Origin of the sequence: Anaerocolumna xylanovorans DSM 12503 (assembly GCF_900143645.1) — a bacterium.
GTDB classification, from domain to species: domain Bacteria; phylum Bacillota; class Clostridia; order Lachnospirales; family Lachnospiraceae; genus Anaerocolumna; species Anaerocolumna xylanovorans.
Genome location: NZ_FRFD01000014.1, coordinates 82,487 through 103,975, shown reverse-complemented (window position 1 = coordinate 103,975; position 21,489 = coordinate 82,487). Strand labels below are relative to the sequence as shown.

Here is a 21,489-nt window from a genome sequence, read left to right as displayed (position 1 = left end):
TGTTTTTATATCTAATTCTAAATCCCAACGTGATTTTCTTAATCTTGTGGAATGAATTTTAAATATAAATTTCTGCGAAGACTTTTGTTTTAATATAAGTCATTCCTCCTTTAACATTGTATTTTAGTTATTCTCACACTTTCAGAATATCATTATATTATTTCTGTGTCAATATATGTTGCATATTATTTCTGTTAATCCTTGCTTTAAATATTTTTAAGTGATTTTTTCTTAAAGGAATAGTTTTAAAGTTATCAATATGATTTATCTAAATGATTGAATATGTTATTAATATTATAGTATAATTTTCTTAAATAAAGTTATGGAGAATAAGTATGGAATTTTCTTGGATAAATATTAACGTAAAAGAACCGCCCAAGTTAGCTTCAGGTATAGAATATTTAGTAACTGTCTACAGTCCTTACTGGAATGTTGAAATTCAAACGAAAGCAGCTAAATACGTAAAGGAAATGCATGGCCGCAAAGAAATCTGGGTTTGGTATATAGATGGTATAAAAGTTCCTGGTACCTGGGAAGTTACGCATTGGGGACATATGCCAAAACCGGCAATTGAAAGGGAAGACGGTTGAAATCAAAGAGGCAGAACTGCTATTAAATGAATTAAAATATAAAAATGTATTGACATATTCTTCTTGTGGCATTATATTTTAATGTGTAATAAATGCAACAAATATACAGAATGGTGTTATACCATGTGAATGTGTTAGTGAATGGATAAATCTCTTTTTAGGAGAAAATAGGCGTAATATCTGATAAAGACATGTTTAACATAAATATGAGTGTTCATATTCAATTGCTGTAAGATATATCTGAAATAAAAACTTATAATGATTATCAATATGCTAGGGCATATCAATATAATAAGTATATAATGCAACAAAAAGTGTTTGACATAAATATTATTTAATGATACTATTATGTTGTATTATCTTTGTAGGAGGAGAATAGTATGCGGAATAAAGATGCTCAGGATAAGTTACGAATGGTCTTACAAGAAAAAATTGCTCAATTAACAGATATAAGTTTGCATCCAAAAACATTAGTAAAAGAATTACAAAAAATAATGTTTCGTGACTTTCGCGTTGAATATAATATAACCGTTGATATATTAAACGAAATAATTCGAATTGAGACATTGTCTTATGACATGCTGTATAAACTAATGAGTTCCATTAAAGCATTATGTTTAGAAAATTATACCGAATTAGATTCAAGTGATTTGAATGAGGAAGAGTATTTTACCGAGATAGAAATGAAAGAATTCAAAAAGCCAATTCCTAAGAAAGAACAAAATTTCAACATCGTAATAAAGGATGGAAACTGGCACTTAACCGATATAAATCCCTACAATTATATAACCATCCACACTGACATTAATGAAGTATATCGGTGGGCTAAACTTGGTTTACTTAAATTTAATCCTGAAACACAAAGGGATTTAATTGTGATAGAATCTAACGGGGTTCCGGTAAGCCAACTAGACGTTAACTGGAGGTCTGTTGGAGAAATTCAGGATCGAATGGTAGACGGTATGTATTTTCCGGTGCAGGGAACCATAAATATTAATCCGGAAATTAATGAGAAGACCGTTGAAATTCGAGGAAAAGACTTGATTATTCCTGAAGGTATACAATTAGATTTAATTGAAGGATTTCACAATTATTTAGCAGAGATACGTTCCAAAATTAAGAATGGAAATTGGAATTTCCCGTGTGAATTTAGGATTGTTTTTTTGTCTACAAAAAGCGCTAACAGATACATTGAACAGATGGACAAAAAGAATCATTTTAAAGAAACTCAAGTTGTGAGATTAAATGTGGGAAACCCCTATACGTATATTATTAATCATCTTAATACTTCTGGAGACTATCTACTTCATGGAACTATAGATGACAATATGTATGTGTACTTATACGATTTATTACCAGAATTTTTTAATGAAGTTGTGAAAGAGAAGAATCAAAAAATATTAGTAAGTGAATATTTATTAGAAAGTTTGAATCGTATAATAGTAAAGACCGGTAGGGATAATACGCCATTCAGTAAAGAAGAGTGGTTTTGTTATATCTACTTATTAAAACAAAATAGGAACAGAAAAATAGATATAATAAAGATTATATCTGATGAGTCTTTTCAAACTACTTTAAATTCAATGGTAATTAAAGATAAACCGGTACCAAGAAACTACAATGATTTAAATAAAATAATGAAAGAGGTTGGTGGAAATGTTTGATATTGTAGAAGGAAGAAAGAGAAAAGAGAGTTATTTATCAGACCCATTTTGTAAATATGATGTCAACACGAAACCCATTATTAGAAGATACTTCATAAGTGTTGAAAAAATCGAAGCACAGTTTGAAAAGGATTTATGTAATTTTACAATGGATGAGGTAGTAAAATTATTGAAATCTTTTAATTCCAGATCACGTAAAACATTATTTTTAATTCTTAGTTACTTTACTAATTACTATCAATGGTGTCTGAAAGAAGGATTGGTGGAGAGTAACAACATAATAAACTTTTATGACAGAAAAATAATGGAGCCTTTTATTGCAGAGATAGTTCCATTAGAATTTTTAGAAAGTAAGTTTATTACAAGAGAAACTTTATATAAGTACATTGATATGTTCGATGATTATTCATTAAAATTTATTTCATACGCTATTTTTATGAGTGTACTCGGTAATGAATTTGAAGAACTATCAAATCTAAAAATGGATGACTTAAATGAGACAGAACATACAGTAAAATTAATTACCGGAAGAATTGTTAAGGTTGACGATTTGTTTATTAAGCTGATGAAAAAAGCCAACGAAGAACATTATTATCATCCGCAAGGACTTGAACAAATAAAACGTTTAGATAAAAAATATTATGATGAAAGTTGCTATGTTTTTAAGGTGTGCAGCACAGGAGCAAAAGATTTACCTGCAAGTGATGTTGTTTTAGGAAAAAGATTGCGGGACGCCCAAAAAGTCATCAAAAACAGATGGTTTAACGGAACTAATATATACAGAAGCGGCTTAATAAATTATATTAAAAGCAAGTTTGCGGAGAGAGGTATTACATTTAAGCAGGCTCTGTATAATAAAGTTAATAGAAGAGATTATGAATTTGAAAGTGAAATACAGAACTATATTTATGAGTTTGGTTCCAATATGACTACAAGAATGTTCAGGCTGCAAATAAAAGACATACTTGAATTAATAGAGTAAAATATAACGGTGGGAAACCACCTTTATATTTTGATAACAAAGAAAATATTCAACATAAAATTCAACATTATGGGTTGATTAGTACAGAATAGTGTGATAGAATGAATTAGAACAAACGTTCGATTCTAGATAAAAAATAAAAATAGAAGTGCAGAACACCGTCCAAAGTTATCTGCACTTCTATAAGCTACCATAATCCATAGTCGGATGGTATGATTTAATTCTAACATAAATCTGCCTTCCATACAAGTAAAATAATAGAAGGGGGATTGTTACTGAATGATGTTAGACAAAGCCGAAGAACTAATCGAGAAATTGGAGTATTATAATCTGTTATGCGATGTAAAACAGTATAAAGTCACTGAAAAATGTCAGAGTAATATTACATACGAATTAAATATATTGACTGCCGAATTGAATGATGACGTTTTGATTTTTGATGACTTTCAATATACATTATTTGATAATGCATATGTATTAAGTGCTATAGGCATAAATTTATTAGAAGATATATTATTTAGAGAAAATAATATCAAATTAGTTTTTAAAAATGATGCTGGATATATAAATATAAATGTTGAAATATAAAAAGAAAACAATAAACAATAAAATATGCAACAAATATTAAAAACGCAATATAATCATTAATATAGACCAAAAGATAACTATAAAGGGGTGATAATATTTTAAACAAGGAAGAACGTAGGAAGGAAATGTGCCAATGCAGAAAATGTAATCATGTGTTTCACCAGAGTGAAATTAACCGAGTACATAATGATATCTATGGAGAAGAACTAAGATGTCCTGAATGTGGCAGCAGAAGTTTTGGATTAATAAATTTTACATATAACAATTACAACCTTTCATATGAGGGAGTATATAAATTAGGTAAGTTTTTTAAAATCAAATAAACAACATAAAATGGAACAAAAATTAGCGGTTGCAAACGCTTTATATAAATTTCGGAATGCGCATTCCTCTTTAAGAGGAGAAAGGTTATTGTGTAACGCCAATAGGAGATTGTTATGCAAGTTATAAGTTTTTAGCAAAGGGATTCTTCAAAAGTAATAAATAAAATATGAAATATAAAAGAAAGGATAGACACGATGAGAAGAAAAAGTCTACTAAGTGGCTGTGTACTATTAACAGCTACGACCTTACTGATCGGCTCTAAGTGGGAGGTTAATAATCAAAAAGTTTCCGTTCAAACAGGGAGCAGAAGACTAATACAAGGTGAGATTTACCGCCTGGAATCGGTGATCAGTGCACCCACACCTATAGAAGTAAAGGGTAATAGTAATAAGTCAGACAAGAATAATATAACCTCCGAATCAGGTAGAGTTGATGAAATTAAATTAGCCTCATTCATTTCAGACGACTTTGATATAGATGAATATGTTTATGATATTACTGCTAAAGAAAGAAAAATATTAGAGCGAATTACGGAAGCGGAATGTACAAACCAAAGCTTAGAAGCAAAAATGAACATAGTAAGCGTAGTTTTGAATAGAGTTGGATCAGATGTGTTCCCGGATAATATAAAGTCTGTTGTGTTCCAAAAGAATCAGTTTTCACCAATACGGGATAAAAGGTATTATTCAGTGAATATAGCAAAAAGTACAAAAGAAGCGGTGGATAAAGTATTAAAAAATGGTGTTATAAATAAAGCTTTATATTTTTGTAATCCGGCAGATGTAAAATCAGAAAGAAATAAGTCTTGGTTTAAAAAGTTAATATTTTTGTTCCAGGATGATAGCGGACATTGTTTTTATAAATAGGAGAAGTTCATTGCTAAAAAGGGGATATAAAAAAATCCATGTGCATATGGGTGTAATCTAAGCCGAACGCTTTTCTTTCTCTTCCTCTGATATATCCTTTCTGTCATTCATGCTAAGCAGGACCTCGTCCATAATACTTTCGGTAAAAAGCTGGTGGTTTACATCCTGCATTACCATCTAACGGATACTAATGAGAAGAATTATCATTAATAGAAAAGTTCTTGTATAAATATTGACATTTGAGGAAGAAAGCTATATATTCAGAACAGTGTTATGAAACACTGTTTTAAATATATCAAAGGAGAAAAACTATGGCAAAGCAGATTGAGGGAGTTTATGAGAAGGTGTATGAATGCGCAAAAACGGAATTTCTAAGTAAAGGATTTAAGGATGCATCTTTGCGTACGATAGCACTGGCAGCAGGTACCAGCACCAGTTCTATTTATACCCGTTTTCATAGCAAAGAAGGACTGTTCCAGGCCATTGTTGCTCCGGTAGTAGAAGAGTTTAAAGACTGGTTCTTAGAGGTGCAGGAATCTTTTCATCAGAGAGATGCGGATTATCAGAAAAAGAATGTATTTAGGTATAGCGGGACTGGAGCAGAGCAGTTTGTTGAATATATCTATAAGCATTATGATGTTTTCAAACTGCTTCTTGAGTGCGCTGAGGGCACAGAGTTTTCAGATTTTCTGAATGAACTGGTGGAAATAGAAATGGATTACACCGTTAAATACATGGACTGTACAGGAGATGATGTAATCAGCAATGGAAATATCAGCCCGGAATTTCTCCATATTGTAACCAGTGCTTACTATTCCGGTATTTTTGAAATGGTGCGTCATAATATGAAAAAGGAAGACGGCATGCAGTATGCAAAACAGTTAAGAGAATTCTATTATGCGGGTTTTGCAAAAATCTATCAATGGGAATCATAGAGAGAATACATGTATAAGACGCTCTGCTAAGAATGTGCCATGGCACATTTTTATTTTGAATTCAGGTTAGATGAAACTAACTTAAGGAGGATTTATGGAACAAAGAAAAGAAAGTCCGTTGAAGAGAATATGGTTATTGGCAAAATCGCAGCACACCAGATTAAAGGTATCGATGGTATTGGCAGTCCTTGGTGTTGCAGCGGGATTTATCCCATACTTTTGCGCGGGGAAAATTATTATTATGCTGATTGAGGGGGCGGCAGATATGAAGAAGTGTATCCCATGGCTTATTTTGGCCCTGGCAGGAAGCTTAGGAAAAGTACTGCTTACCTCATATTCTATTGCTCAGTCACATATTGCCACCTTTGCTGTATTGGCTGAAGTGAGAAATAAATGTGTACATAAACTATCCAACCTGTCTATGGGAACCCTGCAGGAGCAATCCATAGGACGGTGGAAAAGTATACTGGTAGATCAGATTGAGAGCATGGAAAAGACACTGGCACATTTACTCCCGGAAATGACATCCAATATCCTTGCTCCCTTAGTGCTGTTGGCTGCCCTGTTTTATATTGATTGGAGGCTTGCACTTATTTCTGTAGTAACGCTGCCGATAGGAATGGTTTTTATGATGTCCACCATGAAGACATATCCGGAAAAGTATAAAGAATCGGTTCAGGTGGGCAAAAAAATGAATGATTCTATTGTGGAATATGTAAATGGAATTGAAGTAATAAAAGCATTTAACCAGGGGAAGGAAGCCTACGCCGGGTATGTGGATGCAGTCAATGCAAATGCAGGCTTCTTTTATAACTGGATGAAAAGTGCCCAGATTGGTTCGGCCTGCTATCGAAATATCAGCCCGGCAGTTTTAATCGGCGTATTACCTTTGGGGTTAGCGTTTTATATGAATGGGAGTGTATCTTCTTCCGACTTTATCATGGTAATGATCCTGTCCATGGGAATTGCAGGACCGATTATGGCGGCCTCTAACTATGTGGATTCGCTTGCCCAGACAGGAACTATCATAGAATCCATAGAGACTATTTTAAATGCCAAGGAGCAGTATCATCCGGCAGAGAGGGTAAAGCTGAATGGAACAGATATCAGGATGGAGCATGTTTCCTTTACCTATGAAGAGGAAAAGAAAAATGTATTAAATGATATCAGCCTGACAATCAGGCAGGGGACTGTGAATGCTTTTGTAGGTCCAAGCGGAAGCGGAAAGTCAACAATTACAAAACTGATTGCCGGCTTTTGGGATGTGGAAGAGGGAAATATCTTTATCGGCGGAAAAGATATCAGAGAGATGCCTCTTGCACAGATATCAGACAATATTGCCTATGTATCCCAGGACAACTTCCTCTTTGATGATTCTATCCGTGAAAACATCCGCATGGGAAGGGAAAATGCTACGGACAGAGAAGTGGAAGAGGCTGCAAAGAAGGCAGGCTGTGACGAATTTATCCGCAGACTGGAACATGGATACGACACCCTTGTAGGCGGCGGAGGAGCACATCTTTCCGGCGGTGAAAGGCAAAGAATTGCGATTGCAAGAGCAATGTTAAAGGATGCGCCAATCGTTATCCTTGATGAAGCGACAGCGTATATTGATCCGGAGAATGAAGCGGTTATCCAGAAAGCTATTTCTAAGCTGGTGCAGGGAAAAACATTGATTATAATAGCACACCGTCTGTCTACTATAACAGGTGCACACCAGATTCTGCTTGTGGATCAGGGAAGTATCCCTGCAAAGGGCACCCATACACAGCTGTTAGAAGAATCCGGGCTTTACCGGAAAATGTGGGAAGCACATATTGGAGTAAAGGATGGTGAAGAGGCATGATAGAGATATTTAAAAAAATCTGGCGGTTTGCAGGGGAAGAACAAAAGAACATTAAGAAATCAGTTGCAGTGGGATTTTTGAATGCTGTATTCCATATGCTCCAGATTGGTGCGATTTTTTTGACAATACAGGCGCTGGTATCGAAAACTGTGGATAAAAAAATAATATGGTATATTCTGATATTGATGGTTATCAGCATTGCGGGAAAGATTGCCACAAACTATTTTTCACAGCTGCAGCAGACACATGCAGGTTATTTTATGGCTGCCAATAAAAGGGTCTATATCGGCAATAAGATGAAGCTGATACCAATGGGATTTTTTAACCAGAGCAGCCTTGGTAATATTACCGGTATCTGCACAACGGTTCTTTCTGATGTGGAGATGACTGCACCGATGGTTATGGTATTGACATTAAGCGGATTTATCACCACCGTTGTATTTACAGCCTACATGCTGGTTTTTGACTGGAGAATGGGACTAATTGCAGTGGTTGGGATTGTGCTGTTTTGTATAGTGACTTCTTCCATGGAGAAGAAATCACGGAATACTGCCCCCAAAAGGCAGAAGGCACAAGCCGAACTTGTAGAAAAAGTTCTGGAAACAATTCAGGGAATGAGTATTGTAAAGTCCTTTAATTTGACCAGGATAGATGATAAAAAGATTGACCGTGCTATCGAGAGCAGTAAAAATACCAACCTTGCCATGGAAAAGCTGCTGACACCGTATAACATTATGCAGGAATCTATTTTAAGAATTTTCAGTGTAATCATGATGGCGGCTGCCCTGCTGTTTTATTTTGACGGAACTATGGAGCTTACCTATGCGCTTATGTTTATTGTCATATCCTTTATTATCTTTGAACAAATAGAGTCTGCGGGGCATGGAGTAGCAATTCTTCGTGTTTGCGGAAGCTCTATTGAGCAGGCAAATCAAATGGATGATACGCCGGTTATGGATGAAAAGGGAAAAGAACAAATGCCAGAGACCCATGATATTATTTTAGAGCACGTAGATTTTTCCTATGAACAGCGTCAGATTTTAAAGGATGTCAGTGTCAGTATGAAAGACAAAACAATGACTGCAATTATCGGGCCGAGCGGTTCCGGCAAGACAACAATATGCAGCCTTATTGCAAGATTCTGGGACGTAGATGGTGGAAAAATTTGCATAGGGAAAACAGACATACGGGAATATACACTGGAATCTTTAATGAGCCAGATAAGTATGGTGTTTCAGAATGTGTATCTGTTCCAGGATACAATTGAAAATAATATCCGCTTTGGAAATCCAAAGGCAACCAGAAAGGAAGTGATAGCAGCGGCAGAGAAAGCCTGCTGTCACGAGTTTATCATGCAGCTGCCCCAGAATTACGATACGGTAATCGGAGAAAATGGATTCGCCCTTTCCGGCGGTGAAAAGCAGAGAATATCCATAGCAAGAGCTATTTTAAAGAATGCTCCGATTATCATTTTTGATGAAGCAACTGCAAATGTGGATCCGGAAAATGAAGACCGTCTGCAGAGGGCATTTGAGCAGCTGACCAGAGATAAAACAGTTATCATGATTGCCCACCGCCTGAAAACAGTACGCCATGCAGACCAGATACTGGTAGTAGATGATGGACGTATTGTGCAGAAGGGAAAGCACGATGAATTAATAAAGGAAGAAGGTATCTATAAGAGGTTTGTAAGCGAAAGAAAAGAAGCAGCCTCCTGGGGAGTAGTGTGAAAAATAGAAAGCATTTTTCACTTTTGATTTAGGCAGTTTCGCAAGTAAACTTGCGAAATGCATGGGTGTTAGTGTGAATCAAAAAACATTTCGCACAAGTTTGTGCCTGCGAAATCCTCGGCACAAACTTGAGGTGTACGAAGGAAGGCATGGCAGTGCCACATCTGCAAGCCGTTAATTCATAATTTTCCGGTACTCTCCGGGCAGGATGCCTACATTTCTCTGAAATAGCTCTGCAAAACGGCTTGCATTAGAATACCCCACCGTCTGGGAAATCTGGGAGATGCTTAAATCCGTATGGGATAGCAAAAACTCAGCCTGCTCCATGCGCTGCTGCTGGATGTATTCTGTAATAGTGCAGCCGTTTACCTGTTTAAAGGTTTGCTTTAGCTTTGTTATTCCCATACAGGCAATCTTAGCCAGTTGGTCTAAAGGTAAAGGAAAAGCTGCGTGGTCGTTGATATAGGCGGTAACATTATGAAGCTGTTCCAGGTCCTTCTTGGAGAGATGCTTTGGCGAAGAAGACAGCTTGTGAAAACGCTCAACCACAAGAGAAACTGCTTCAGCAACCTTGGCTTCGTAGAAGAGTTTGGCACTGATACCGCTGCCCCGGTAATCCCAGACCTGGTTTAAGAGAAATGTCATTTCAGGAAAGCTGGAAGTTTCATCGATTGCACAAAAGGCTTTATAAGGGCTGATATATTCTGCAGGATATTTTTCTTTTAAATAATTATTATAGTATTCCGGCAGGATTTCGATGCCCACGGATTTAACCGGTATTTTTTTATGTATCATTGCTTTATAGGGAGTATATCCGCCAAGATAGCTTTTGACGCAGTTTGCGTTAATACGCCGGTAGGGATTTAATTCGTGCCCGGAAATGGAATAGTAATAAGTAACACTTAAGCATTCCGGCATATTACATTCAAATATATAGTCTTCATGGAAATAAAAATCATGTATCTTAATATCAAATAAATCTTTTTCCGTATAAACCCAGTAGTAGCCATTGCCGGTTTCAGAAGACAAAGCAAAGGTTTGCCCCAAAGTGCTGAATTTGGATCCGGAAGGTACCGGGAGAAATCCACGCTCTGTGAGCAGGGAGCTGTAAAATTCATTCAGGCTATCTTTCATGTTAACCTCTTTCCTGAATAGTAAACTATGATTTGCTATAAATTTTATTATTTTGTGTACCTCAATCGGACGTATTACCATCACGATTAGCCGAAAGTGAGAGGGTGATATTGAAACAGCAATTTGATTATGCTATCTTGTTATGGGAGTTAGAAACGACTAACTAAATAATAACATGTTATTGCAATAACGTCAATCGTAGTGCATAACACAAGGAGGATAATCTTATGAGGAGCCAGTCATATTATAACAGGAAAGGTCTTACGGTAAAAGATCTTGTCACAACCGGGATTTTTACGGCACTGTTTTTTGTTACAATGCTAGTAGGAGGTATTGTTTTTGCACCAAATCCTGTTCTTACTTTCTATATGCCATTAGGTTCGGCTCTTTTAGGCGGTCCGGTATTGATGCTCTTGATTGCAAAAGTGCCCAAAAGAGGTCCCATTGCAATTGTGGGTATCCTGTGCGGCGTCATCTGGTTTGCAACAGGAATGCACTGGGCGATGGATCTTGGTTATATTATCGGCGGGATTGCAGGAGACCTTATTGCCGGAAGTAAAAATTATAAGAGCAAGGTTTTTAATGTTCTTGCCTATATCTGTATCAGTCTTGGTGCAACAGGGACTTATATCTGCTACTTTGCGGATAAAAAAGCATGGAGCCAGTACATGCTGAACGGGGGAACAGCAAAAAGCTATATTGATACCATGAATTCGGCAGCACAGAATTGGATGCTGGCGGTGATTTTGGGAGGAACAATCTTAGTTGCAGCCTTTAGTGCCATAATCGGGCTTAAGCTTTTAAAGAAACAATTTGAGAAGGCGGGAATCACAGCATGAGTGCAATCCGTTTTGATCCGCGTACAAAGCTGGTTCTGCTCTTCATGTGTGTGCTGTGTACGATGTTTGCACCCTCTCTTACCTATGAATTGTTTTTGGTTATTCTGGCAGCAGTTTTCGGTCTGCTGTCAGGGCAATACCGTTATACTTTTTTTGGACTGATTGCTTACTGTTTGATATTTCTTGCTACAAAGCTTAGCATCTATCATTTGACAGGAATATGGCAGGCTATTTTCATAGCGTTCTTTGGACTTGTAAATAAAGTGTATCCCTGTGGTTTTATGGCGGGAATTATGATAGCAACTACAAAAACGGGCGAATTTATGGCAGCACTCTACAAAATACATATGCCCGACAGCTTTGTCATTCCCTTTGCCGTTATGATGCGCTATCTGCCGGTTGTAAAGGAAGACTGGAACTCTATAACAGATGCCATGAAAATGCGGGATGTTTCTCCTTCGTTAAAAGGGACAATTATGCACCCGGTTATGACCGCAGAATGTCTCTATGTTCCCATGATGATGGCAGCTTCGAATACGGCAGATGAATTATCGATTGCATCGGTAACCCGTGGGATTGAGAATCCAAATCCGAGAACCTGCCTGACAAAAATAAATTTTTCTGTAAAGGATGTATTGGCAGTTTGCTTTATCCTGATTTATTTCATTATAGGATTGTTGATAAGGAGAGGCTTGTTATGATTGAATTTAAACAGGTATCCTTTGCATATGAAGGCTCAGGAGAGGGAAAACTGCGTGATTTGAATTTTACGGTAAAAAAAGGAGAGTGTATTCTTCTTACAGGACGCAGCGGCTGTGGAAAAACTACTGTTACGAGGTTAATCAATGGGCTGATTCCTGCTTTCTTTCCCGGAAAGTTAAGCGGGGAAGTTTGGATAGATGGCAGGGAAGTTTCGGAAGAACCGATTTACCGGATAGCAGAAAAAGCAGGTTCTGTATTTCAGAATCCAAAGACACAGTTTTTCAATATGGATACTGACGGAGAAATTGCCTTTGGGATGGAAAACAATGGAGTACCGCAGACGCAAATGCAGCAGAGAGTTAATCAGACAGCAGAGGAGCTTGGAATAGAGAAGCTTCTTGGACGAAGCATCTTTTCGCTGTCAGGAGGAGAAAAACAAAAAATTGCATTTGCTTCCGTTTATGCCATGAATCCGGATATATACCTGCTGGATGAACCGTCTTCTAACCTGGATGAAGATGCAATTGATGATTTGCGAAAGCATATAGCGCTGTTAAAGCAGCAGGGGAAAACAGTTATCATTGCAGAGCATCGTATCTATTACCTAAGAGGGCTTGCAGACCGTATTTTTTACCTTGAAAAAGGAGAATTAAAGCATACATGGACAGGAGAAGAATTTTTTAAGATAGCGATGGAAGACCGGAAGCATATGGGGCTACGCTCTATGGAACATAAAAAGGATAAGGGATTATTGCGTATTGACGGAAAAAGCAGCGGAAAAAAGGAAGAAATGCTGGAATTTCAAGACCTGGCTATTGGATATGGGAAAAAAGTAGTTTTATCCAAGCTTGATTTTAAGGCATTTACAGGAGATATCATTGCAGTAACCGGACATAACGGAGTTGGAAAATCAACTTTTTCAAGAACGCTTTGCGGACTGTTAAAGCCTCTGGCAGGAAAAATACTCTGGAATAATACTGCATTAAAAGAAAAAGCCAGGCTGTCCCATTCCTATATGGTAATGCAGGATGTGAATTACCAGCTTTTTGCGGACAGTGTGGAACATGAATGCAGCTTTGGTATCCAAAATCCGGATTATGAACTGGCGGCTAAGACAATGCAGGAGCTGGGATTGTCAGAATACCGCAGCCGGCATCCGAATACGCTCTCAGGAGGACAAAAGCAGAGGGTTGCGGTAGCGGTCAGTATGATATGTAAGAAAGAAATTCTGATATTTGATGAGCCGACAAGCGGACTGGATTATGAGAGTATGCTGTCTGTTGCAGGACTTATGAAGAGGCTTGCTAAAATGGGTAAAATAATCTTTGTCGTTACCCACGACGCTGAATTGATGGCAGAAGCATGTACCAGAATACTGCAATTGGAGGCATAAATTCAGAAAGCACAGAAAATGGATATAATTCGGAGATGAACCAGTGTGTGTCAAGACATACTGGTTCATTTCTATGCTTGGAATATATTCGTGGAATTGCAGTCATGCGTGCTTTTTCCGTGGAAGAAAAGAGGGTGCGGTATATGCGAAAATGAAGCAGATGGGGGATGGCGCAAAGAGCTTGACCGCTTAGAAAATGTAACGAATATGCCGGTCATGGACACCAGCAGTAAGGAACTGAATTCAAGAAATTCACATAAGACTGTATATACCTGGAAACATAAAATAACCATGTCTGAATGGGACAGAAAAGTCTAATCGGGACAGATATTTCTTACTTCTTTTATTACTATTTGAAAATGGGAACGCTTTTACGGCGTTTTTATTTTCAACAATAGTTAGTTTAAACTAATCGGTAGGAGGAATTAGAAATGGCTCAATCATCAGGTAAGGGAAGTTTAAAAGGAAAGGATCTCATTACAATTGGTATTTTTTCCGCAATTTACTTTGTTATCAATTTTATTTTTATGCTTATGGGCGGACTGCATCCCATGATGTGGATACTCATGCCCGGATTTATCGCATTGCTTACAGGAATTCCATTTATGCTTATGTGTTCAAAGGTTCAAAAGATGGGAGCTGTTATTTTAATGGGAACTATAACAGGTTTGATTTACTTTGTTACAGGCATGTTCACAGTTGTGATACTAGTAACTTTTGCTGCCAGCTGTATTCTGGGTGAAGCAGTTCGTTCATTAAGCGGCTATAGCACTTTTAAAGGAAATCTTCTTGCCTTTATCTGTTTTTCGCTTGGAATGACCGGTTCTCCCCTGCCAATCTGGCTTATGCATGATAAATTCATATCACAAATCAGTGAGCAGGGAATGCCGGCAGAATACATAACTACCCTGGAAAAACTCTCCTCACCTGCTATGCTGCTGGTATTATTCCTTGCACCGGTTATCGGGGCAATCGCAGGATCGTTAATCAGCAAAAAGATGTTCCAGAAGCATTTCATAAAGGCGGGAATTGTATAACATGAAAGAAAAAGAATCTGTAATTAAGGTGCTGGATCCACGAACCTGCCTTATGCTGCTGATATTTGCAAACTTGATTACTTTTTTTCAGAGCAGCATATGGATAGAGGTTGGCTGGATATGCTTTTTAGGGTGTATCATGTTGTTTATGGGACAGTATAGAATGGCTGTTAAGTGGATTTTTACCTATGGATTCATTTTACTGCTGCAATACTTTTTGCTTCCGGCTGCGCCTAAGGCAATAACTACGGCCTTTACCCTTCTGGTTAACTATTCAAGAAGGATGTTTCCGTGTCTTATGGCAGGTGCTTTCATGATAAAAGTAATATCCTTACGGCAGTTTATTCTGGCAATGAGAAAAATGCGTATTCCTCAAAATTTGATTATTCCCATATCCGTGACGATACGGTATTTTCCGGCTATAAAAGAGGAAGTGCATTATATTAGAGATGCAATAAAGCTTAGGAACATAAGGAGTGCGGATAAATTAGAAGCAATTATTGTTCCCCTCATGATATCGGCAACTGCAACAGCGGAAGAATTGTCCGCTGCAGCAGTGACCAGGGGGATTGAGAATCCGATCAGGAAGACAAGTGTTACAGAAATAAAATTCCGTTTGCCGGATTATTTATACGGATTTATCGGGCTGCTTTTCACGGCAGGAGCTTTTGTGATAAAATAAGGAGTAAGGTTATGGTATCTATTGAAAATATATCCTTTGGCTATGAAAACAAGGAAAAAATATTAAAGAATATTAATCTTGACATAAAGCAGGGAGAATGCATCCTGCTTTGCGGAGAGTCAGGATGCGGGAAAACGACTGTAACAAAGCTGATTAATGGGCTGATACCGCATTTTTGTGAAAAACACAATCTGGAAGGGAAGGTATTTCTGTCGGGGAGGCATGTGGCAGGTACGGAATTGTATGAACTGGCAAAATCAGTGGGCTCTGTGTTTCAGAATCCAAAGAGCCAGTTCTTTAATCTGGATACGGACAGCGAGCTGTCATTCGGAATGGAAAATGAAGGTATGCCGCCGGAAGAAATGAAAAAGCGGTTAAAGGATACAATAGAAAAACTTCAGCTTAAGAAGCTCCTTGGAAGAAATATTTTCAGCCTTTCGGGGGGAGAAAAGCAAACCCTTGCATTTGCCTCCGTGTATGCAATGAATCCGGCTGTTTATGTATTGGATGAACCTACTGCGAATCTGGATACCCAGGCGATTGAAAGGTTAAGGAAGCAAATCGGTATATTGAAAAGGGAAGGACATACGGTAATTGTTGCAGAGCACAGGCTTTATTTTTTATATGATTGTATTGACCGGGCTTTCTATCTAAAGAATGGGAAGATTCTCTGTGTGTTTTCCAAAGAAGAGTTTCATAAACTGACAGATGACGCACGGATATCCATGGGTCTTAGAAGCATCCAACAGGCGGAAGTGACTCTTCCCCAAGCTCTTCCTGGCGGGAGACGGGATGGACTGTCTGCAGAAGAGCTTTCCTGCGGGTATAAAAAAGCTCCCCCGGTTTTTGGGAAGCTCTCATTCTCTGCCATTCCCGGAGAAATTCTTGCCATTACCGGTTATAATGGGATTGGAAAAACTACTCTAATCCGCTGCCTGTGCGGATTAGTACGGGAAAGGGACGGAAAGGTCTTTTTGGAAGGGAAAGAAATGTCTGCAAGGTCAAGAAGAAAGCAGAGTTTTCTGGTCATGCAGGATGTGAACCATCAGCTTTTTTCAGACAGTGTATTGGAAGAATGCAAAATGGCCGGCAGAGAGCATACAGAGGAGCAGATAAGATGTGTACTTGAGAAGTTAGGGCTTCTTCCTTTTTTGGAACAGCACCCTATGGCGCTTTCCGGCGGTCAGAAGCAGCGTCTTGCTATAGCAACTGCTATATTGTCAGGAAAAAAAATCCTGATTTTTGATGAACCGACCAGCGGCCTGGATTATGTCAATATGAGAGCAGTATCGGAGGTTATCAGACAGTTAGCTGATGCAAACCATATTATACTTGTTGTGACACATGACAGGGAATTTATGCAGTGTGCCTGTGACAGGGTATTGGAGATAAAGTAACTAAAGAGGATAGATTGAAAAATGCATTGCATTTTTCAAATTTCTATTTGGGCAGTATCACAAGCGAGCTTGCGAAATGCATGGGGATTAACATAGAAAGGCGGAGTTAGAATGCAGTCAAATATAATTTTGGGAGAGTCACAGCTGGTTCCTCTGATGGAAACGGAAGAATGCTGTATCTATCAGATGAAAAATGAATCCGGTGAAGGTATTATGACAATGTATCAGGTGTTTCCCGGCGTTTCGATTTCCTATAATGATTATCATATGGGGTTTTGTGATTCCACCTTTGTTACTAACCGCAATCTGCTCTGTATTGACCATTGCAGGGAGGGAAGGCTTGAATATCTTTCCGGCCAGGGGACATATTCCTACGTGGAAGCAGGTGATTTAAAGCTGGATCGGAGGATTTCACATCAGGGGCATTTTGAATTCCCGTTATCCCATTACCATGGGCTTATGATTACGTTTGATATGGATCTGGCTGCCGAAGCGCTGCCAAAAGAAATGAAGGATTTCCCTGTAAACCTTGCTTTTCTGCAAAAGAAATACTGCGGCGGAGAACATCCTATGATAATTCACAACGCACCTTCCATCGAACATATCTTCAGTGAATTATATATGGTTCCGGTGAAAATCCGGCTCCCTTATTTCAAGATAAAAATATTTGAATTATTACTCTATCTGGATGCATTGGAACTGCCTCAAAACCAGGAGGAGAAGCCGTATTTTTATAAGAGCCAGGTAGAGAAGATAAAAGCCATGCAAAAACTGATGACGGAAAATGCGGAAAAGCACTTTACTCAGGAAGAACTCTCAGAACGCTTTGATATACCGCTCACTCCCATGAAAAACTGCTTTAAGAATGTATACGGAAGTCCGATTAATACCTATATGAGGGTATACCGTATGAACAGGGCTGCTGTTATGCTTAAGAATCAAAAAGATATGACTGTGACTGAAATTGCCGGCTGCCTTGGTTATGACAGTCCAAGCAAATTTGCAGTTGCATTTAAAGCAGTAATGGGAAAATCCCCGTTGGAATACCGGAATACCTTTGGTCTAAATGGTATGATATAGTCTTTAGAGAGCGGAATTGCACAGGAAAACACGATAAAATATGGGTGGTCAGGTAACACTGGCAATCCATTTTTTTATCTTACAGGAAATCAGGAAGAGGAACTATTTGTCATAGGAGGAAAATCATAAAATGAAAAAAGAAAACTGGCTGAAAATACTGCTTTCTTTTGCAAAGCCATGCAGAGGAAAAATGACAGCGTCCGTTTTGTTTGCTGTCATCAGCGTTGCAGGGGGATTCCTGCCATATCTGGGAGTGTATCAGATTATCAAAAGCTTTTTGTCGGAAGAAAAAAGTTTTGATAATATTCTTATGTGGAGCGGAGTATGCCTTCTGGGATATATCCTGAAAGTCCTTTTTTATGGAATTTCAACAGTTCTGTCACATATCTCGGCTTACACGATTTTAGAGGGGCTAAGGCTTAAAACAGCAGATAAACTGATGCATGCACCCCTTGGGGCAGTACAAGCCAAATCCATTGGAAACTTAAAGAATACGATCGTAGACAGAATAGAAAGCATTGAGCCGCCTCTGGCACACATGATTCCGGAGCTTAGTTCAAATCTGCTGCTGCCGGTAGTAGTTATTATTACGCTGTTTTCTGTGGATTGGAGAATGGGACTGGCTTCCATGGCAACAATACCGGCTGCAGCCATACCGATGGCAATTGGGATGAAAACCTTTAACAGGCAATATGCGGCTTATATGAAGGCCAATGACCATGTAAACAGTGTAATTGTTGAATATGTGGAGGGGATTGAAGTTGTAAAAACTTTTAACCAGACGACTAAATCTTATGCGAAATTTACAGATGCAGTAGTGTCTTTTCAAAAATTTACATTAGCGTGGTTTCAAAGTACCTGGAAATCCATGAATCTGACCTTGTCTATTTTGCCGAGTACTTTTCTTGGAACCCTTCCGGCAGGTGTGGCATTATACATAAGCGGAAAGCTGGCTATAGAAGAGGTTGCGTTTTGTCTGATACTTGCAATGGGAATCGTTGGTCCGCTGATGAAGGCAGTTCAGTTTATCAATGAATGTAAATCCATGGAGTATGGGGTAAAGGATGCTAATGAAATTCTTCATATGGAAGAACTGACAGAAAAAAAGCAGAGGCTAAAGATTAACCGGTATGGAGTGGAACTAAAACATGTTTCTTTTTCCTATACTGGCAATAAAGAAGATATGGTGTTAAAGGACATATCCATGTCATTGCCGGAAGGAAGCTTTACTGCGCTGGTTGGACCATCCGGCGGGGGGAAATCTACAATAGCAAGGCTGATAGCAAGGTTCTGGGATGTAACGGGCGGAAGTATTGAGATTGGCGGAGAAGATATCAAGGATTTGCCGCTTTCACAGCTGTCAGATCTGGTCAGCTTTGTTACACAGGATAATTTCCTCTTTGACTGTTCTATAAAAGAAAATATTGGAATGGGTAGGCCGGAAGCAGCAGAGGAAGAGGTGCTAGCAGCAGCAAGAGCAGCACAGTGCGAGGAATTTATAACCAGGCTTGAGAAAGGATTTGATACACCGGCCGGAGAGGCCGGAAAGCAGCTTTCAGGCGGGGAGAAGCAGCGGATTGCAATTGCAAGAATGATATTAAAAAATACGCCGATTGTAATTTTGGATGAGGCAACTGCCTTTACAGATCCGGAAAATGAAGCCAAAATCCAGGAGGCGATATTATCCTTAACCAAGGGAAAGACGCTGCTTGTGATTGCACATAGATTAAGTACTATTCAAAATGCGGACCAGATTGTGGTTTTATCAGACGGAAAAATTATAGATTCAGGAGCGCAGAAAGAATTATTAACCAAATGTGAGCTTTATAAAAATATGTGGGAATCCCATATTGGAGCCAGAAAATGGGCTGTGAAGTCGATGGACAAAAAAACTTACGGCACAGCTAAGCAAAAGGAGGACTGTTAATGTTTCATACAATCGGACGAATTACAGGCTGGACCAAAGAATACAATAAGCGCCTTTATCTGGGATACATCTGCTCTTTTCTTTCTTCCTGGTGTACAGCTGCACCAATTATGCTTGCCGCATGGTTATTGGAGAAAATGATAGAAGACAGTAAAGGGGAGGCTATTTTAGGCAGAGCATATGTTGGGTACAGTATAGCAGGAATGGTGCTTGCAATTTTCTTACGGTTTCTGTTTACCTATTGGAAAAACAAACTTCAGGAAAGTATCGGATATGAAGTGGCAGCAAAGCAGCGGATTCAAATAGGAGATACCTTAAAAAGGGTTTCCCTTGGATATTTTTCGGAAAAGAAAACCGGAGACATTCTGGCGGCTGTTACCACGGAGCTGTCGACCTTGGAACTGCAGGGTATGAAGATGATTGATGCCGTTGTAAACGGATACCTGCAGGTGGCAGCAATTATTTGTTTTGTGGCCTTTGTTTCCTTCCCTGCGGCTGCAGTATGTATGGCAGGGGTAATCCTTTCTGCTTTTGCGCTTCATGGTATTGGAAAACAGAGTGCCGAAACAGCACCGGTTATCCATAAAGCCAATGAGGATTTGTCAGGAGCTTCCATCGAATATATAAGGGGATTGGCAGTAGTGAAATCTTTCGGGCAGGAAGGAGCTTCCATAAACTATTTTAAGAAGGCAGCAAAGGATAGTAAAAATATCTGTATTAAAAATGAATATGGGTTTGTTCCATGGAACTGCCTGCATCTTTTCTCCTTAAAAAGTGCGTCTGTGGCACTTGTTACTATAGCTGCATGGGAAGCATTGCAGGGAATAATGGGAGGGCCCATGTTTTTGATGATATGCTTCTTCTCCTTTACTATTTTTGGAGGTGCAGAGTCTATTAATGATGCTGCCCATATCCTTTCTGTTATCGATGAAGTATTAGATAAATTAGAGGATATGGAAAAGGCCCCGTTTTTAGACAAGGATGGAAAAGAAATCAATCTAAACAGCTATGATATAGTCTTTGATAAGGTTTCCTTTGGTTATGGGGACCGGGAGATACTTCATGATATTACGTTCCGGATACCGGAGAAAACAACGACAGCGGTTATAGGGCCGTCCGGAAGCGGGAAGAGTACAATCTGCAGTCTGGTTGCAAGGTTTTATGATGTGGATGCAGGAGCTGTTAAGGTGGGAGGACACGATGTCAGAGAATTTACCTGTGACAGTCTGTTACAGAATATTTCAATGGTGTTCCAAAACGTGTATCTCTTTCGTGATACAATTACAAACAACATCAGGTTTGGGAAGGAAGATGCTTCCATGGAAGAGATTGTAGAAGCTGCGAAGAAAGCGAGATGTCATGATTTCATCCTGGCACTTCCGGATGGTTATGATACCGTGATAGGAGAAGGAGGAGCTTCTCTTTCAGGAGGGGAAAAGCAGAGGGTTTCCATAGCCAGAGCTATATTAAAAGATGCCCCGGTTATTATCCTGGATGAAGCAACGGCGAGCATTGATCCGGAAAATGAGGCCCAGATTCAAACTGCAATCGGTGAATTAACGCGTAATAAAACGATTATAATCATTGCACATAGATTGGCTACTATTGAAGAAGCCGATCAGATTCTGGTTTTGGAGGAAGGCAGAATAACCCAGCAGGGCAGACACGAAGAACTTGTAGGAAGTGAGGGACTTTATCGGAAATTTATATCCATTAGAGAAAAGGCAGAGGGGTGGAGAATAGTCTAGCATAATATTTTAGTAAAACAGGGGA

At 38.7% G+C, this 21,489-nt stretch carries 19 protein-coding genes; 18 read left to right on the top strand and 1 reads right to left on the bottom strand.

The features are described 5' to 3' along the window. Positions 1–335 precede the first annotated feature (335 nt). The 8 genes from BUF11_RS21105 to BUF11_RS21070 all read left to right on the top strand — a co-directional run bounded on the left by BUF11_RS21105 (position 336) and on the right by BUF11_RS21070 (position 9,525). Entirely contained in the window at positions 336–590 is a 255-nt protein-coding gene (locus tag BUF11_RS21105) for a hypothetical protein (protein WP_073590862.1), read from the top strand. A gap of 380 nt (positions 591–970) precedes the next feature. After that, positions 971–2,254: a hypothetical protein gene (locus BUF11_RS21100; protein ID WP_073590861.1), complete on the top strand. Its 1,284-nt coding sequence runs from the start codon at positions 971–973 to the stop codon at positions 2,252–2,254. Beyond that, a complete protein-coding gene (locus BUF11_RS21095) occupies positions 2,247–3,236 on the top strand; it encodes a phage lytic cycle repressor MrpR family protein (protein ID WP_073590860.1) in 990 nt (329 codons plus the stop codon). The genes BUF11_RS21100 and BUF11_RS21095 overlap by 8 nt, the downstream gene beginning before the upstream one ends. Positions 3,237–3,515: 279 nt before the next feature. Continuing rightward, positions 3,516–3,824 (top strand): hypothetical protein, encoded by a 309-nt coding sequence (locus tag BUF11_RS21090; protein WP_073590859.1) that lies wholly within the window; start codon positions 3,516–3,518, stop codon positions 3,822–3,824. A gap of 518 nt (positions 3,825–4,342) precedes the next feature. Continuing rightward, positions 4,343–5,014, top strand: a complete 672-nt coding sequence (locus BUF11_RS21085) for a cell wall hydrolase (RefSeq protein ID WP_073590858.1) — start codon at positions 4,343–4,345, stop codon at positions 5,012–5,014. 311 nt (positions 5,015–5,325) lie between these two features. Continuing rightward, positions 5,326–5,949 carry a TetR/AcrR family transcriptional regulator gene (locus BUF11_RS21080; RefSeq protein ID WP_073590857.1) on the top strand — a complete coding sequence of 208 codons (624 nt, stop codon included), beginning with the start codon at positions 5,326–5,328 and terminating at the stop codon, positions 5,947–5,949. A gap of 94 nt (positions 5,950–6,043) precedes the next feature. Then, complete coding sequence (locus BUF11_RS21075) at positions 6,044–7,795, top strand: ABC transporter ATP-binding protein (protein ID WP_073590856.1); 1,752 nt, start codon at positions 6,044–6,046, stop codon at positions 7,793–7,795. Next, positions 7,792–9,525, top strand: a complete 1,734-nt coding sequence (locus BUF11_RS21070; RefSeq protein ID WP_073590855.1) for an ABC transporter ATP-binding protein — start codon at positions 7,792–7,794, stop codon at positions 9,523–9,525. The genes BUF11_RS21075 and BUF11_RS21070 overlap by 4 nt, the downstream gene beginning before the upstream one ends. Positions 9,526–9,699: 174 nt before the next feature. Here BUF11_RS21070 and BUF11_RS21065 read toward each other — a convergent pair whose 3' ends face one another. Beyond that, positions 9,700–10,659, bottom strand: a complete 960-nt coding sequence (locus BUF11_RS21065; protein WP_073590854.1) for a helix-turn-helix transcriptional regulator — start codon at positions 10,657–10,659, stop codon at positions 9,700–9,702. 227 nt (positions 10,660–10,886) lie between these two features. On the opposite strand from BUF11_RS21065, the gene BUF11_RS21060 reads away from it, so the two are divergent. The 10 genes from BUF11_RS21060 to BUF11_RS21015 all read left to right on the top strand — a co-directional run bounded on the left by BUF11_RS21060 (position 10,887) and on the right by BUF11_RS21015 (position 21,464). Then, entirely contained in the window at positions 10,887–11,498 is a 612-nt protein-coding gene (locus tag BUF11_RS21060; protein WP_073590853.1) for an MptD family putative ECF transporter S component, read from the top strand. Continuing rightward, a complete protein-coding gene (locus BUF11_RS21055) occupies positions 11,495–12,199 on the top strand; it encodes an energy-coupling factor transporter transmembrane component T (protein WP_073590852.1) in 705 nt (234 codons plus the stop codon). Before BUF11_RS21060 ends, BUF11_RS21055 begins: the two co-directional genes overlap by 4 nt. After that, entirely contained in the window at positions 12,196–13,593 is a 1,398-nt protein-coding gene (locus BUF11_RS21050) for an ABC transporter ATP-binding protein (RefSeq protein ID WP_073590851.1), read from the top strand. The genes BUF11_RS21055 and BUF11_RS21050 overlap by 4 nt, the downstream gene beginning before the upstream one ends. A 45-nt stretch (positions 13,594–13,638) precedes the next feature. Further along, positions 13,639–13,911, top strand: coding sequence for a hypothetical protein (locus BUF11_RS21045; protein ID WP_073590850.1), 273 nt, complete (start codon positions 13,639–13,641; stop codon positions 13,909–13,911). 113 nt (positions 13,912–14,024) lie between these two features. Then, complete coding sequence (locus BUF11_RS21040) at positions 14,025–14,630, top strand: MptD family putative ECF transporter S component (protein ID WP_073590849.1); 606 nt, start codon at positions 14,025–14,027, stop codon at positions 14,628–14,630. Between the two features lies 1 nt (position 14,631). Continuing rightward, the gene (locus BUF11_RS21035) at positions 14,632–15,312 is read left to right on the top strand and encodes an energy-coupling factor transporter transmembrane component T (RefSeq protein ID WP_073590848.1); all 681 of its coding nucleotides are present in this window, start codon (positions 14,632–14,634) and stop codon (positions 15,310–15,312) included. Between the two features lie 11 nt (positions 15,313–15,323). Continuing rightward, a complete protein-coding gene (locus tag BUF11_RS21030) occupies positions 15,324–16,709 on the top strand; it encodes an ABC transporter ATP-binding protein (protein ID WP_073590847.1) in 1,386 nt (461 codons plus the stop codon). A 111-nt stretch (positions 16,710–16,820) separates the two neighbouring features. After that, positions 16,821–17,789, top strand: a complete 969-nt coding sequence (locus tag BUF11_RS21025; protein ID WP_073590846.1) for a helix-turn-helix domain-containing protein — start codon at positions 16,821–16,823, stop codon at positions 17,787–17,789. A gap of 130 nt (positions 17,790–17,919) precedes the next feature. After that, positions 17,920–19,716: an ABC transporter ATP-binding protein gene (locus BUF11_RS21020; protein WP_073590845.1), complete on the top strand. Its 1,797-nt coding sequence runs from the start codon at positions 17,920–17,922 to the stop codon at positions 19,714–19,716. Next, positions 19,716–21,464, top strand: a complete 1,749-nt coding sequence (locus BUF11_RS21015; RefSeq protein ID WP_073590844.1) for an ABC transporter ATP-binding protein — start codon at positions 19,716–19,718, stop codon at positions 21,462–21,464. The genes BUF11_RS21020 and BUF11_RS21015 overlap by 1 nt, the downstream gene beginning before the upstream one ends. The last annotated feature ends 25 nt before the right edge of the window (positions 21,465–21,489 follow it).